This is a genomic window from Daejeonella sp., assembly GCF_030684675.1.
In the GTDB taxonomy this organism is placed as follows: Bacteria; Bacteroidota; Bacteroidia; order Sphingobacteriales; family Sphingobacteriaceae; genus Daejeonella.
In genome coordinates this window covers 39,478-55,416 of the sequence record NZ_JAUXXZ010000064.1, presented here as the reverse complement: position 1 = coordinate 55,416, position 15,939 = coordinate 39,478, and the positions used below count along the sequence as shown (strand labels likewise).

Here is a 15,939-nt window from a genome sequence, read left to right as displayed (position 1 = left end):
ATAAACATAAGATAAATTCAGTTGAAATGATGTAATTAATTCCTAAGCTGAAAATATCTGTTTATTACAGTCAATTTTAAAAGAGTTTGGTTAATTGATTCTCCTGTGCGGTTAATTCAAATTTTTTCTTCCTTATGATGTTCAGGATCAATACTTTCCTGATTCATTTTCTGTTCAAATTCCTTTTGGTCTTTTCTGTTTTTACGGATAAGAAGGAATAGCACAAATGCTGCAGCAATCAAAACCAGTGCTATGATGAGGTAATTTGTTTCCATGGCTGTAAAATTGAATATTATTGGTATAATTTAAAGCATATTAATCCATTTGAATATACGCATATAAATACATTTTATGCCAAGTTTATAGTCTAAATCGATTAGTTAATCTAATGTTAACAATTTATCTATTTACTTAAATTGTTCTCGTCAATTAATATACCGACCATTTAATTAAGCTCTAAAAGTCTGGATCTGATTATAAACAGTTTAGAACCATTTGATTAGGGAATAATGAAAGAAGTGTTTTCAGTCCCGATGATCGTTTAAATATGTCAGGAATTTATCATAGTACAGAAAATACTACTTTTGGGATTGGTTTCAATTATAATTCTGCAATTGGAATTTCCAGTATGTATACCACTGGTACGTCTGTTTGAGAGGATTCAGCACTACCGGAGATTTTGAGATAAATCTGAGGCTCTCCCTTTAAGAATCTGTATCATTTTAAAAACAGGTAAATTTATTTCAGTAGATTTTATATCTTTTCCGATTAATTGGTACAGGCTTTAATAAGCCGATTAGATGATAAATTCCGTTTATTATTTCTGCACAAAACAAAACCGTGATTAACCAGATTATTTATGAAATATCTTTACTTGAATATCATACTTTTCATAGCTTTTGGCTGGTTCGTTTTGGTTTATTCTATTGGTCGGGATCAGTTTGGCAAGGATAAGGGGCCCTTATCTTATCAGAAACAGGAGGGGGATGGAATTAAAACAATTGCATCCAACCTGAACGTACCTCTCGAAATTGCCTGGGGGCCCGATAATCAGATCTGGATTGCTGAACATGGTGGCCTAATAAGCAAAATGGATCCTAAGACCGGAAATAAACAAGTGCTTTTAAAATTAACAGATATCTGGCAATCCCGGACTGCCGGTTTGCTTGGGATGGCACTCCATTCTGATATGAAGAAATTTCCTTATGTTTTTTTATGCTATACAATTCAGAAAGATAAAAATTATTTAATCCGGCTGGTACGATATAAATCGGATCTGGATACCCTTAATGATCCAAAAATACTAATGGAGATTCCTGCGGCTAATGGGCATAATGGATCCAGAATAGCTGTGCAAGGGGGACTCTTGTATTGGGCTACCGGCGATGCTCTTAGTTTGACTGATTCGCAAAATCCCAAAACGCCAAATGGTAAGATTCTTAGGATGAATATTGATGGATCTGCAACTTCTGATAATCCTATGAAAGGAAATCCGGTTTGGGCATGGGGCTTTCGCAACATTCAGGGCATGGTATTTTCAAAAAGTGGCCAATTATATACTTCAGAGCATGGTGATGCAACTGATGACGAGATTAATTTGATAGGTAAAGCTAAAAATTATGGTTGGCCAACAGTACAGGGTTTTGCTGAAAGTGTTGAAGAAACCACATTCAAAGGACTACATAACACTATTGATCCAATTAAAGCATGGACGCCTACCATCGCCCCGGCAGGTCTTGATTATTATTCTTACGATAAAATACCAGCTTTGAAGAATTCACTTTTATTGGTTACGCTAAAGGGAAAGAGCTTCAGAGCATTGAAACTGGATAATGAAGGAAAAAAGGTTCTTAGCGAACAGGTTTATTTTGAAAATAAATTCGGCAGAATAAGGGATTTATGTGTGTCCCCGGCAGGGGATGTTTATCTGGCAACCAGTAACCGCGACTGGAACCCGGTTTCAGGTTTTCCACTCCCTTCTGACGACAGGATCATTAAAATATCAAAACTAGATCCGGAAAATCCCCAAAATATGCTTTCTTCAATCCCTCCGGAATCGAAATCTGCACTTTTATACCAGCAGTATTGTGCGTCCTGTCATAAAGATAATGGCATGGGTGTAAAGGGTACATTTCCCTCTTTACTCACTTCCCTTGTTGTAGTAAATAATCCTAAAGAATTTATAAAGAAGATATTGTCCGGTTCCAATGGTTCGGCCACAATCAGTGGTGTTACCTATGATACTCCTATGCCTTCTTTTGCCTTTCTTAAAGATGAGGATTTGATTGATATCACCACTTATGTACGTTCTTTAGGCTCCAATCATGCTGCTCCGATTAAGGCTGAATTAATTAAACAGGTGCGGACTACTTTAAATAAATAATATCATAGAAATAAATGCTATTCCAATTGAGATCATTAGGCTTGCTTATCATTTTTACGATTTGTTCATTTACTTCATATTCACAAAACTCTGATGCACGATTAACTAATCTTGGGCCCCAGATTAAGGCGGCGATGATCCAGGGAAGTATTTTCATTCAGGATAAGGAGGGTATAGCATTAATTTAACGTGAACTCGACATAATATTTAAAAACCACATAGAAACATAGCACTTTATAGCCGCCAACCTTCATTTTAGACAAAGATAGCCTTGAAGCTTCGCTTCAATCTATATAATTTACATTCTATGTTTCCTTTAAAGCATAATATAATTCATTCTATGTGGTTAGATATTGATCTTTATAGATTTATATATCTAACTCACGTTAATTTAACTGATAATTAATGAATTTTGAGTGCAAGGATAAAAATGCTGTATTTATTGAAGAATCGAAAAGCAAGGTAAACAGGTATGACTAAACGGAGTAATTGGAATAAAGTAATTCGATTCTGGAAGAAGCTTGGACCCGGATTAATAACCGGAGCCAGTGATGATGACCCTTCAGGGATTGCTACTTATTCACAGGCAGGAGCACAGTTCGGTCTCTCAACACTGTGGACTGCGCTAATCACTTTTCCGCTTATGGCCGCAGTACAGGAAATGTGTGCCAGGATTGGCATGGTAACATCCAAAGGGCTGACAGGTACTTTAAAGGAGCATTATTCAAAACCGGTATTGTATCTGATGCTTTTATTTAGTTTTCCTGCCATTGTGATGAATATCGGTGCAAATATTGCCGGAATGGGAGCCGTCGGAAATCTGTTGGTTCCATCTGTTCATGCCGGTTTTTTCAGTGTTGGCTTTACTATTATGCTGATGGGCATATTTATTTATTTGCCCTATCGTAAGTTTGCTTCCCTTCTCAAATACCTTTGTGGGGTACTTCTGGTTTACTTAATTGTTCCTTTTTTATACAAGCAGGATCTAATTGCTATTCTCAAAGGAACATTAATCCCGGATATAAAATTCACAAAGGAATTCATAGGAATACTTGTTGCCATTCTGGGTACAACAATTTCTCCATATCTGTTTTTCTGGCAGGCAACAATGGTAGCGGAGGATATGAATTCAAAACGTAAAAAAATCATTGTTGATAAGAAAATTCTTGGAGACTTGAAGCAGGATGTTGATTTCGGAATGTTGTTTTCAAATGTGATCATGTTTTTTATCATACTGACCTCTGGAACAGTATTGTATAATGCTGGAATTCATAGAGTTGATACAGTTGAGCAGGCAGCTACAGCTCTCAGGCCATTAGCCGGAGATTCAGCTTATCTATTGTTCGCCATAGGTATAATTGGTACCGGATTATTAGCTATCCCGGTTTTGTGCGGATGTTTATCCTATATTGTTACCGAAACTTTTGGCTGGGAGAAGGGACTGAACAAAAAATTTCATCAGGCTAAAGCATTTTATACAATCACTATTATCTCTCTGCTGCTTGGTTTAATGATGAATTATGTTGGAATTTCTCCTATTCAGGCCTTGTTATGGTCTGCAATACTTTATGGAATTACAGCACCAGTCCTCATATTGATTATCCTTAACATAGGCAATAATAAGGAGGTAATGGGCGAGTTTACAAATAGTAAAAAGTCTAATATTCTTGGCTATACTGCATTTACTTTAATGTCTGTTGCAGCACTAACATTGATCTATCTGGAGTTGTTCGATAAATAAGAGCATTGCTTTTTTGTTTACAATATACCTAATTCTTTGCCTTGTAAAGGAATCTTAGTTTGTAGATTATTGTAATCCAGCCAAGTACAATTCAGAGTTGAAAATTATTTTTTCAGTACTGAAATGCCATTTCTTCATGGAAATTCAATTGGTTTTATGCTTATTTTTCTATTAATTAGAGAATTGAATATCTTCCCTCAAAATTTAGTATGATCATAATCAAATGAATTATAAACAGTACGCTGAAAAGTACAAAGACAACCTTTTGAACGATGTAGTTCCATTTTGGCTTAAGAATTCCGGAGATAAGGAATTCGGGGGCTATTTTACTTGTCTTGACCGGGAAGGGAAGGTTTTTGATACAGATAAATTTGTCTGGCTTCAATTCAGGCAGGTATGGTGTTTTAGTATGCTATACAACCAGGTAGAACAAAAAAAGGAATGGCTGGATTTCGCGATTCAGGGCGCTGAATTTATGAAGAAGCACGGGAAAGACAATGAGGGCAACTTCTACTTTTCACTCACCCGGGAAGGCCTGCCATTGATACAGCCATACAATATATTTTCTGATTGTTTTGCTGCTATGGCCTTTGCACAGCTTTTCAAAGCTACAGGCACTGAGGAATATGCACAACTTGCCGTAAATACCTTTAATAATATTCTCAGAAAGCGGGATGATCCAAAAGGAAAATACAATAAGGCCTTCCCGGGAACCCGCCCGCTTCAGGGTTTTTCATTACCTATGATCCTTTGTAACCTGGTGTTGGAATTGGAGCATCTTCTGGAACGAGATCTGATTGAAAAGACTATCAATGATGGTATCCATTCGGTAATGGAGGTATTTTATCAGGAAGACCTTGGAATTATTCTGGAAAATGTGAAACCGGATGGCTCCTTCTCCGACTCATTTGAAGGCCGTTTGCTTAATCCGGGTCACGGCCTGGAGTCCATGTGGTTCATCATGGATATCGCAGAGCGCAGAAATGATCAGGCACTGATCAAAAAGGCGGTAGATATAAGCATCAATATTCTTGAATACGGCTGGGATAAGGAGTTCGAAGGTATTTTATACTTTATGGATGTTAAAGGTCACCCTCCGCAGCAACTGGAATGGGATCAGAAACTATGGTGGGTACATATGGAAACTCTGATAACTCTCCTAAAGGGATATTACCATACGGGAGATCAGCGTTGCTGGGATTGGTTTGAAAAGGTACATCAATATACCTGGAAGCATTTTCCAGATGCAAATATGGGGGAGTGGTATGGTTATTTGAACCGTAGAGGAGAAGTATTGGTTCCTTTAAAGGGTGGTAAATGGAAAGGATGTTTCCATGTTCCAAGAGGCTTATACCAGTGCTGGAAGACCCTTGAAAAAATTGAGGGAAAGTTTTCAAAATAACAACTAGAATTTAGCTAAAAGCTCAAAGCCTAAAGCTGAAAGCAAAAGCTAAAATTCAAAACTAATAGATTATGGCAAATATACCTTTACATAGCACCGTAAATTCTGAACAGGAGAATTCTGGACAGAATTACATGCCTGCCCTCATATCCCTGGCAGTATTGTATTTTATGAACGGCTTTATAACCTGTCTGAATGATACTCTTGTGCCATTTTTTAAAGAGGGATTTACCCTTAGCTATGCCGATTCATCTTTGGTTCAGTTTTATTTCTTCCTCACCTACGGACTCATGTCCTTCCCGGCTGGGATGATCGTAGAGAAGATTGGTTATAAAAACGGTATGGTGCTCGGCTTTGCGATTGCTGCTATCGGGGCTTTATTATTTTATCCTGCCGCAGATATGCATCTTTATTATTTATTTCTGGCGGCTTTATTTGTTTTAGCTATTGGGATTGTGGTTTTACAGGTTGCGTCTAACCCATATATTACTGCATTGGGGCCTGCAAAAACAGCTTCTTCCAGACTAACTCTTATTCAGGCAGTTGGTTCTATCGGGACAACAGTTGCGCCAATTTTCGGCGCACATTATATTCTGTCAAAACTACAGGAATCAGGTACATCAAGTGATGCAGTGAAATATCCTTATCTGGGAATTGCTGCTTTACTGATCTGCATTGCTTTGGTGGTTTATAATTTAAAACTTCCCAAAATCAGTACCGGTGCCGGGAGTTTTCAGGCTAGTCCTGAAGAAAGAGTAAGTATTTTTTCATTTCGCAATCTGAACTTTGGGGCATGGGCAATATTCGCTTATGTTGGTGCGGAAGTATCAGTCGGAACGTTTTTGACCAATTACATAGCGGATACCTTAAGTGTTGGTGTAGAGAATGCAAATTCTTATGTTTCTTATTATTGGGGAGGAATGCTTGCCGGCCGTTTGATCGGTTCCTACCTGCTTAAAACAATAAGACCTTCATTTATTCTGACTGTTTGTGCAGCTGCTGCAATTCTGCTGATCGTTCTTTCCGTAAGCACTTCGGGAGCATTCGCTATCTGGTCAATGATAGGAGTGGGACTCTTTAACTCGGTTATGTTTGCTATTATCTTTTCACTTTCAGTCCAGGGGCTGGGCAATTATACCACGAAGGCCTCAGGTATCTTATCTACAGCGATTGTAGGCGGGGCTATAGTATCCTTTTCACAAGGTTATGTTAAAGATCATTCAACATGGGCAGTGGCATTTATGATTCCTGTCCTTTGTTATTTATATATCGTATTTTTTGGTGTTAACGGCTATAAGTCAAAAGCTGAGGTTTTATGAAAAGAAGGAATTTTATAGGTCTGACAGGCTTAGGGGCAACAGGCTTAGCTTCAGGTGCACTTTCAGCCTTTCCAACAGGTGTATTTGCTTCTAATTTACAGAAGGATGTAAATGCCTCTGAACTTAGTGCAACATTAGTAATTGCAGGTGGAGGGATCGGGGGCTGTGCAGCCGCTTTAGCCGCTTTGCGCAATGGACTGGATGTAATTATGACCGAAGAAACTGACTGGATTGGGGGGCAGTTAACTTCTCAGGGTGTACCTCCTGATGAGCACGCCTGGATCGAAACCCATGGAGCACCTCAATCTTATCGTAATTACCGAAATGGTGTCAGAGAATATTATAAAAAGAACTATCCAATCACAGACGCGGCTAAGTCCCTGCAATATCTGAATCCAGGGAATGCGATGGTTTCAGCTCTTTGCCACGAGCCAAGAGTATCGCTTGCGGTTCTAAATGAGATGCTGGCACCATTCATCAGTTCGGGTAAACTGATTTTGCTTATTGAACATAAAGTACGTTCTGCAGAATTTTCAGGTAATAAGGTGAAGGCTTTAAAAGTAGAAAGCCTCAGAACAGGACGTTCCTATGTACTTAGCGGAACATATTTTGTAGATGCTACCGAAACCGGCGAGTTGCTCCCGATGACAGGTACTGAATTTGTAATGGGAACGGAATCCCGCAACGAGACCAGAGAGCTACATGCTCCGGATAAGGCCGATCCGGATAACCAACAGGCCTTTACGGTATGTTTTGCGATGGATTATGTTCCAGGATCTAATAATGTTGCAGAAAAACCAGCTGAATATGATTTTTGGCGTAACCTGGTTCCGAAAATGAGCCCGGCATGGTCAGGTAAATTACTTGATCTGAATTACTCAAATCCCAAAACACTCGAGAAGAAAACACTTGGATTTAACCCGGATGGAAGTCCGACCCCTCCAAATCTTAACCTATGGAATTATCGCCGGATTCTGGCAAAGGATAATTTCATGCCAGGGGCATTCAAGGGAGATATCTGTACAGTAAACTGGCCTCAGAATGATTATACCCTGGGCAACCTGGTGGGTGTATCTCAAAAGGAATTTGATCATCACCTGGGACGAGCGAAACAGCTTAGTCTATCCTTGTTTCACTGGCTTCAAACTGAAGCTCTGCGTCCGGATGGAAAGCAGGGATGGCCCGGACTTCGATTGAGAAAGGATATTATGGGAACTGAAGATGGAATGGCTAAATATCCGTATATCCGTGAATCAAGACGTATAAAGGCTTTATTTACTGTTTTGGAAGAGCATGTTGGCCAGGATAATCGGATTCAGGTAGCAGGAGCAGAGGCAGGGAAAAAAGCAGCTGATTTTTATGATAGTGTAGGCATTGGGTATTATCATATTGATCTTCATCCAAGCAGTCGTGGCAATAATTATATCGATTTTGCATCGCTTCCATTTCAGATCCCATTAGGCTCTTTATTGCCGGTTCGGATGGAAAATCTTTTGCCAGCCAATAAAAATATCGGAACAACCCATATTACGAATGGCTGTTATCGTTTGCATCCTGTTGAATGGAGTATAGGCGAAGCAGTTGGCTTATTAGTTAGCTATTCTTTGAAAAAGCAGGTGATCCCACAGAAAGTCAGGGAAGGAAAGCAATTGCTGGAGGAGTTTCAGGACTTTATTGGGAAGCAGGGGGTGGAGTTGAAGTGGAGGTAGGGAGAAGGCAGAAAGCTTAAAGCAGAAAGTTGAAAGCTTAAAGCTCATAGTTATAGGTTGTAAGTTATAGGTTGTAAGTTTTAGGAAATGCTTTTTGAATGGAAACTTAATTAATGGGTTAAATATCAGGTAGAAAGGATTAACATGAAAAATTTGAGGTTAGCTGTATTTTTTATATTTATACTGGTGCCTGATTTATTATCTGCCCAAAATTCATTTGTAAAAATTAAGGAGGAATTGATATTTCAGGATGCGCCATTTGCACAATGTCATGCTTCTACCTTGTTGGAAACCGCGAATGGTGAGATTTTGGCTGCCTGGTTTGGGGGTACTCATGAAGGGAATAAGGATGTGAAAATCTGGACTTCAGTAAATCGAAATGGGAAATGGACTTTTCCTGTTGAAGTTGCAAATGGGGATTTTGGTACAGGAGGAACTTTCCCGCTTTGGAATCCCGTGTTTTTCAAAAATTCAGAGAATAAGATTTTCTTGTTTTACAAGGCCGGACCAAATCCGCGGGATTGGTGGGGCATGTACAAAACATCTCTTGATCAGGGTAAAACATGGTCGGAAGCTGTTCGTTTACCAGAAGGAATTCTTGGTCCGATAAAAAATAAACCGATTCAGCTTATTGATGGCACTATTCTTTCACCTTCCAGCACTGAGACTATGGAAAACTGGAAAGTTCATATCGAACGATCAACGGATCAGGGTAAAACATGGCAGAATATACCAGTTGATCCTGAAACTGAATTTGGGGTAATACAACCCAGTATCCTGACTTATCCTGATGGCCGGCTTCAGATCCTTTGCAGAAGTAAGCAAGGTAATGTGATAGAATCCTGGTCAGATGATCATGGACTTACATGGAGTAAAATGAAACGTACGGATTTACTCAATCCAAACTCCGGAACTGATGCGGTTACTTTAAAAAGTGGCTTTCAGCTTATCGTTTACAATCCACTGATCCCGGGTAAGGAATGGTTTAATGGCAGGTTTAAATTGAATTTAGCTCAGTCCTCGGATGGTAAGAGCTGGAAAGATATAATGTTCCTTGAAGACGGCAAAAAAGAGGAATACAGCTATCCTGCGATCATTCAAAGCAGTGATGGAAGAGTGCATATTTCGTACACCTTTGATCGGAAAAACATTAAGTATCTTGTTATTGAAAACAACTGATTTTGAATAAACATTTGATTCGAAATTTTATCAGGCTAACAACATCTCACATCTCACATCTCCAACATGAAAAGAAGAGAAATTTTAAAAAGTCTTACCATTCTTCCATTAGCGGGTGCTTTAGGGACAAAAACAGCTGAAGCTGAATCGGTACAAAAATCAGATTGGAGCCCTAAAAAAGTGGCAATCCCAAGTCCTTATCCAAGCACAAGTCCATTATCCGCTTGCATCCGATCAGGACATCTGGTATTTATCTCTGGGGTTGGTGGCTGGTATGCCGACAGAAGAAAAGAACCTGGTGATATACAGGTGCAGATCAGAAGTGCGTTGGAGCATATGAGAACCCTTCTGGAAAAAGCAGGTACTAATATGGGAAATGTTTTAAAGGTGCATATGTCGCTTGCCGAACCAAATAAGAACATTGCAGCGCTTAATGAGGTTTACGGGGAATACTTTCCTGATCCTAAGCCAGTGCGTTCTTATACTGGTTGTAGCCCTGAGCATATGGGCAGAGACGGTATTCTGGTTCAGATCGATTGTATCGCTTATATCGACTAGGCTTATCGCTATTTTATTTGCTTGGGAATCCTTTTCTCTACATTCTATTGATTTAAATCAATGCTATTTCTTAACCGAAATCATTGGCTGAACATTTTTCAGACTCTAATTTTGTGCATAGAAATTTGAGCCGGAATGGTTAAAAGTATAGCTGTATTTGGAGTAAACAGAACATATGGTTCAGTCCTGGCTGAAAAGCTGGCAGCACACCCTTTCAGGATTTTAGTGCTATCTGAAGAGATCGATGATTGTCCATCTTTGTTCTTAGATTACCCTGATGCAGATATTCAAGTTCTGAATTGTTCTGCTCAGACAGGCTGGGAAGCAGATATTATTGTGATGCATGTTACTGCAGAAAATCAGCTAAAACTTGTTAACTCTATCCGTGAATTCGTAACTAAAAAGATCGTTCTAAATATAACAGAATTAAGAGGAGAGGGTTCATTGAGTGATGAAATTGAACTTGAATCGCTGCTGCCTTATTCCAGACTGATCAATCTGAGTTTTATTGAAAGCAATGGGGGACAGATGTTGTTTTCTATTTCCGGAAGAGACCAGGATGCGCTTGATGAAACTAAAGCATTACTCAAACAGGCAGGGTTTGTACATGCTCCCTTTGAATTAACATAATCAAATTAATTATAAACCATAAACAAACAAAAATGAAAAAAACAATTTTTATTGCACTTGTAATATTGATCAGCCAGGCTACGGTTCAGGCGCAAACAAGCTGGAAGTCAGACAAAGCACATTCCAAATTAACCTTCTCAGTTGTACACCTCGGAATTTCGGATGTTGAAGGACTGTTCAGGAATTTTGATGCAACAATTACTTCTACAAAAGCAGATTTTAGTGATGGAGTTTTTGAATTAACTGCTGATGTAAAATCAATTGACACTGAAATCGAAATGAGAGACAATCATCTGAAAAGCCCTGACTTTTTTGATGCAGAGAAGTTCGATAAAATTACTTTCAAAAGCACATCAATAAAGCCTGCAGCTAAGAATAAATATACACTGAATGGCAATCTGACGATGCATGGAATTACTAAAGCAGTAAGTATGAACCTTCTTTATCGTGGTACAATCGTACATCCGATGAATAAAACCAATGTTGCCGGTTTTCAGTTAACCGGTTTATTAAAGCGTTCAGACTTTAACATTGGTCCGAATTTCAAAGCTCCTATGATCAGTGATGAAGTTGAGATTAAGGCAGATGGTGAGTTTGCAGCAAAATAATTATTTATAAATCTTTAATGATGAAAATGGCTGCCTGATCAATCAGGCAGCCATTTTCTTTTCATGAATCATATATCAATTCAGCTCTCAGGACACAATTCGTTTTCTGACTCTGCTCAGGGTCTCGGGTGTTATGCCAAGATATGAAGCGATCATATGCTGTGGGACCCTTGCCACAATATTAGGGTAGGCAGAAAGGAGTCTCAGATATTTTTCGTCGGCACTGTCACTTAATGATGCGGTAAGCCGCCGGTGTGTTGCAACCATGTTTGCCTGACTCAGAAGTCTGAAATAGCGTTCAAACTTGGGTACTCTTTCATATAATTCATCCAGCGAGGATTTAGAGATTAGCAGCAGTTCGGAATCCTCGATAGCTTCAATATTGTATACCGCTGCCTCACCGGTCAAAAAACTGTAAACATCTGATATCCACCAACCTTCAGGGGCAAACTGAAGGATGTGCTCATTTCCTTTACTATCCACACTGTAGGAGCGTAATATTCCCTTTTCAACGAAAACAAGATTTTTACAGATATCATCCTGCTGTAAAATATATTGTCGTTTTCTTAGCTTTTTAGGGCTGAAGAGACTTTTGCAAATGTCTTTTTCAACATCACTAAGCTTAATTTTCTCTTCAACTTTTGAAAACAGGACTTCGAACATTTAATTGCAGATTATTTATTTCAAAGATGGCGTTTTAGATTAATTAAACGGAAATCTAATCCAAATCAAACTATGTTTTCGAAAGAAATTACGGATTAAAGTGAATTGTTGGCATATATTAGTATTTTTAGTGACCTGAAAAACCATGTCTAAAAAACCTAAATTCTTCAATTGGTCATTAAAGAATCTGTTATCTACTATTCCAGATCCTCTTGAGCAATCCCGGATTAAAATCCTGTATACCTTTCTGATTTTATCAATATTGAAGGTATTGATAGTTATTCCTCTTGCCTATCATAGTAATCAGCTTCCGCAATTGAAACTTGCACTTATCTTACTGATCGTCTATACATTTCTGACTAAATTATTACTGAGCCATAAAAGATATTCAGTTCTGATTTCCCATTTCATGATTTTAATGGGCTTAGTGATCGTAATTTTTGTGCTTTTTGGACTTGCAAAAACCATTAATATAATGGCAATGCAATTTATGTTCATGATAATTTTAAGTGGATTTTACTTATTGAACAGAGGTTTTGGTGTATTTTATTCCATATTGGCGATTATTCCTGTTATCCTGTTTATGATTATAAATGGGGATCTCCAGAATCTTCACAATAGTACCGAAGGTTTGGGATCGCCTGCTTATGAGATAATGGTCTTCCTGAATTTTGTCACAATGATACTGGGACATTATTTGTTTTATCAGGCACTGATCCGAAATGTGAAAGAGAAGGAATTGCTGAATGAGAAACTTCTGATCGCAGTGAAAGAAGCAAATATTGCTGCTCAGTCGAAGTCTGACTTTCTTTCCACAATGTCGCATGAGTTAAGAACCCCGTTAAATTCTGTTATTGGGATGGCTGAGCTGCTTAGTGATGAACTTACGAGTCCGGAGCAGGAAGAAAATCTTAAAATTCTTAATTTTTCTGCGGCAAGTCTTCATACATTAATTAATGATATTCTGGATTTTAATAAGCTAGGTTCTGAAAAACTATATTTGGAATCGATTGGAGTCAATCTTCATTCTTTAATTCATAATATTTGTTCAGGTTTGAGGATACAGGCAAAGGAAAAGGGTCTTCAACTACTACTTGAAATAGATGAAGAAATTGAGCAAATTCCGATTTCCACTGATCCCACTCGTATTAGTCAGATTTTATTTAATCTGACAGGTAATGCAATCAAGTTCACTTCAAGTGGTAGCGTAAAGATTCAAATAAAGATTCTTGATAAGGATGCTGATAAAATCAGTGTTCGTTTTTCGATCACAGATACAGGAATTGGTATTAATGCAGAAAAAATGGAAGCCATTTTTGAGCCTTTTATGCAGGCTTCAACAAGTACGACACGTAATTATGGAGGAACCGGTCTTGGGCTTGCAATAGTTAAGCGTTTACTAACTCTGTTTGAAAGTTCTGTACATCTCGAAAGCGAAGAGGGTAAAGGGTCGAAATTCTGGTTTGATATCAGCTTTAAACGTAATAACCAGGCATTGGACAATGATAGCAGTAGCAAGGAGCAAATTTTCGACCTAAATGGTTTGAGAGTACTTGTGGTTGAGGATAATCCGGTAAACAGTTTGCTGCTTAAAAAGATTTTCCAGAAATGGAGTAATATTCCGGATTTTGCCAGAGATGGATATGAAGCTTTAGTAAAAGTTACTGCCAATAATTATGATCTGATCTTAATGGATATTCACATGCCATTACTTGATGGTTATGAAACTACGATGAAAATACGGGAACTATCGGATAAGGAAAAATCTACTGTGCCAATCATTGCCTTAACGGCATCGGTGTCCAATAATCTGAGTGATAAAATCCGTGAAGCGGGGATGAATGATTATTTGTCGAAACCTTACAATCCTAAAGAGCTTTATGCAAAACTTAAGGAGATTTCACTAAGAAAAAATAGAATATAAATCAAAAGGCTCCGCATCAATTTGAAACGGGGCCTTTTGATTTAATGTTAAACTGATCAGCTTGATAAAGGCGGGCCAACCGGAACGTTAATTCTCTGACGGCTGCTAGGCTGAATAACTTTCTTAGCTGTGAACTTTGAGGTCAGATACTCACCGTGGTGAATATTTCCTGACATCGTATCACCATTAACTGTTCCGGAGAAAGTAAATGGAACGTTATCAGCGAGCATTCTTGAGGCACTTCTGAATATCACTGCATTTCCATCAATCGTTCCATCAAGTTCATTGGTTGTAAAGGCGCTTTTGTGAGAACCTTTAAGCCAGTTTGAATCCTGCTCTTCGATACTGAAAGTATGTTTACTCACTTCATTGAAGTACTCTACGGTCACATCCCAGCGTCCTTTCAGATCAGCTGAAGGAGCTTTCATCTCAGGAGTTGCAGGACGTTTCATGTTCAGTGCGTCGAAGATACGATCGGCGACAATCTTATCATCGCCCGGCTGCATCATAAATGCTGCTACAGAAATTGAAGTTAAATTTTCGGATGCTGGAGTACCACGGCGACCACCACCTGCACTCAGTGCAATACGCGGCTTGGTTGTTGAAAGGTAAGTAGCCATTTCCTGTCCGCTGGCATTAAATTTAGCCGGATCCCATGAAATAGTAAGGGTTGGAGTACGGTTATCCAGACCTGTAGGCTGACGTATGCTGGTAGTAACACCACTAATCGCTGAAACGCGCTTTGAAATGGTTTCCAGATAGCCTGTCCAGGTTAATTCTTCCTGTGCATGATTCCGTTTGGTCCATGCTTCAACGGCAGCAAGCATACCTATTTGCTCTTCTTTACCAACTTTATTGTCGCGTCCGGCACCATGGTGCGGAGCACTTGACTGCCAAGCAGCCATAAGAAGTTTTTTATCACCCAATAATAAACCGGCACTCTGCGGACCGCGAATGGCTTTTCCACCACTGTAAGCAACTACTGTTGCACCATCAGCAAGGTGAACGTTTGGATTTAAGGTCAGGGCTTCTGCAGCTGCATCAACAAGTACCGGAATTCCTTTTAGCTTGGCAGCTTTTGAGATTGCATGTACAGACAATGGTCCGGTATCTCCCGGTTTTGTGGATGGCATCATGTAGATCATTGCCGTTCTTGGGTTCATAGCAGCTTCAAGTTCTTCCTGAGTATCTACTGTGATTATTTTTACACCCACATTTCTGATTGCATGGTCATAAGTGTTACGTGATCTGCGCGGGATAATTACCTCATCTTTTTCAAATCCGGTAAGATCAGGAACACGAACCAGTTTTTCAGGATTTCCACCGGTTACTGCAGCCATGGTAGTAATTTTCATACCTCCTGCGCAACCACATGAAACAACACCCCATTCAGCACCCGATAATTCGGCAAGTCTTTTTCCAACACCCATTGCCAGTTCATCAAGCTGAACATAATTTGATTGTGCATTATACATCGCTTCTTTAGCCTCAGGAACTAAAGTAGATGCACCAATGATTGTGAATGTACCGCGGCAATTGATTACCGGTTCAACTCCCAATGATCGGTAAACTTCAGGCCCGAATTTCATTGGCCCTGCAGCGCTATTTTCTCCACCCAGCATTCCAATCATGCCTGTGCCTTCAGCATTGATGGCAGCCTGAGCACTTCCAACAATTCCGCCGGCTAATGGCAGCATCGTCAGACCTTTAATTACGTCTCTACGTTTCATTTAAATATTTGATTTAAGTTTATTTTTTTGATAAAAGATACCCCTTTAGGAATTAACTAATTTAAGGACTTCAATAAAAAATACAACCTAATA

13 protein-coding genes are annotated in these 15,939 nt (G+C 39.0%); 10 read left to right on the top strand and 3 right to left on the bottom strand.

The genetic code is table 11. From position 1 onward, the window contains the following. Positions 1-116: 116 nt before the first annotated feature. A complete protein-coding gene (locus tag Q8M41_RS14085) occupies positions 117-275 on the bottom strand; it encodes a hypothetical protein (protein ID WP_305365922.1) in 159 nt (52 codons plus the stop codon). Between the two features lie 584 nt (positions 276-859). Between Q8M41_RS14085 and Q8M41_RS14080 the strand changes: the two genes are divergently transcribed. The 9 genes from Q8M41_RS14080 to Q8M41_RS14040 all read left to right on the top strand — a co-directional run bounded on the left by Q8M41_RS14080 (position 860) and on the right by Q8M41_RS14040 (position 11,529). Next, positions 860-2,383 (top strand): PQQ-dependent sugar dehydrogenase, encoded by a 1,524-nt coding sequence (locus tag Q8M41_RS14080; RefSeq protein WP_305365921.1) that lies wholly within the window; start codon positions 860-862, stop codon positions 2,381-2,383. Positions 2,384-2,855: 472 nt separating this feature from the next. Then, on the top strand, positions 2,856-4,124 hold the full coding sequence (locus Q8M41_RS14075) for an NRAMP family divalent metal transporter (protein WP_305365920.1): 1,269 nt from the start codon (positions 2,856-2,858) through the stop codon (positions 4,122-4,124). Between the two features lie 223 nt (positions 4,125-4,347). Next, the gene (locus tag Q8M41_RS14070) at positions 4,348-5,526 is read left to right on the top strand and encodes an AGE family epimerase/isomerase (protein WP_305365919.1); all 1,179 of its coding nucleotides are present in this window, start codon (positions 4,348-4,350) and stop codon (positions 5,524-5,526) included. Positions 5,527-5,597: 71 nt separating this feature from the next. After that, positions 5,598-6,845 (top strand): sugar MFS transporter, encoded by a 1,248-nt coding sequence (locus tag Q8M41_RS14065; RefSeq protein WP_305365918.1) that lies wholly within the window; start codon positions 5,598-5,600, stop codon positions 6,843-6,845. After that, on the top strand, positions 6,842-8,554 hold the full coding sequence (locus tag Q8M41_RS14060; RefSeq protein WP_305365917.1) for an FAD-dependent oxidoreductase: 1,713 nt from the start codon (positions 6,842-6,844) through the stop codon (positions 8,552-8,554). Before Q8M41_RS14065 ends, Q8M41_RS14060 begins: the two co-directional genes overlap by 4 nt. A 144-nt stretch (positions 8,555-8,698) precedes the next feature. Beyond that, positions 8,699-9,733 (top strand): exo-alpha-sialidase, encoded by a 1,035-nt coding sequence (locus tag Q8M41_RS14055; protein WP_305365916.1) that lies wholly within the window; start codon positions 8,699-8,701, stop codon positions 9,731-9,733. Between the two features lie 66 nt (positions 9,734-9,799). Next, positions 9,800-10,291 (top strand): RidA family protein, encoded by a 492-nt coding sequence (locus Q8M41_RS14050; protein ID WP_305365915.1) that lies wholly within the window; start codon positions 9,800-9,802, stop codon positions 10,289-10,291. Positions 10,292-10,426: 135 nt separating this feature from the next. Then, positions 10,427-10,921, top strand: a complete 495-nt coding sequence (locus Q8M41_RS14045; RefSeq protein WP_305365914.1) for a hypothetical protein — start codon at positions 10,427-10,429, stop codon at positions 10,919-10,921. A gap of 32 nt (positions 10,922-10,953) precedes the next feature. After that, on the top strand, positions 10,954-11,529 hold the full coding sequence (locus Q8M41_RS14040) for a YceI family protein (RefSeq protein WP_305365913.1): 576 nt from the start codon (positions 10,954-10,956) through the stop codon (positions 11,527-11,529). An 87-nt stretch (positions 11,530-11,616) separates the two neighbouring features. Here the strand turns inward: Q8M41_RS14040 and Q8M41_RS14035 are convergent, their stop codons facing one another. Further along, on the bottom strand, positions 11,617-12,192 hold the full coding sequence (locus tag Q8M41_RS14035; protein ID WP_305365912.1) for a Crp/Fnr family transcriptional regulator: 576 nt from the start codon (positions 12,190-12,192) through the stop codon (positions 11,617-11,619). 145 nt (positions 12,193-12,337) lie between these two features. On the opposite strand from Q8M41_RS14035, the gene Q8M41_RS14030 reads away from it, so the two are divergent. Continuing rightward, complete coding sequence (locus tag Q8M41_RS14030; RefSeq protein WP_305365911.1) at positions 12,338-14,116, top strand: ATP-binding protein; 1,779 nt, start codon at positions 12,338-12,340, stop codon at positions 14,114-14,116. A gap of 56 nt (positions 14,117-14,172) precedes the next feature. Here Q8M41_RS14030 and Q8M41_RS14025 read toward each other — a convergent pair whose 3' ends face one another. Further along, the gene (locus Q8M41_RS14025; protein WP_305365910.1) at positions 14,173-15,846 is read right to left on the bottom strand and encodes a PLP-dependent transferase; all 1,674 of its coding nucleotides are present in this window, start codon (positions 15,844-15,846) and stop codon (positions 14,173-14,175) included. Positions 15,847-15,939 lie beyond the last annotated feature (93 nt).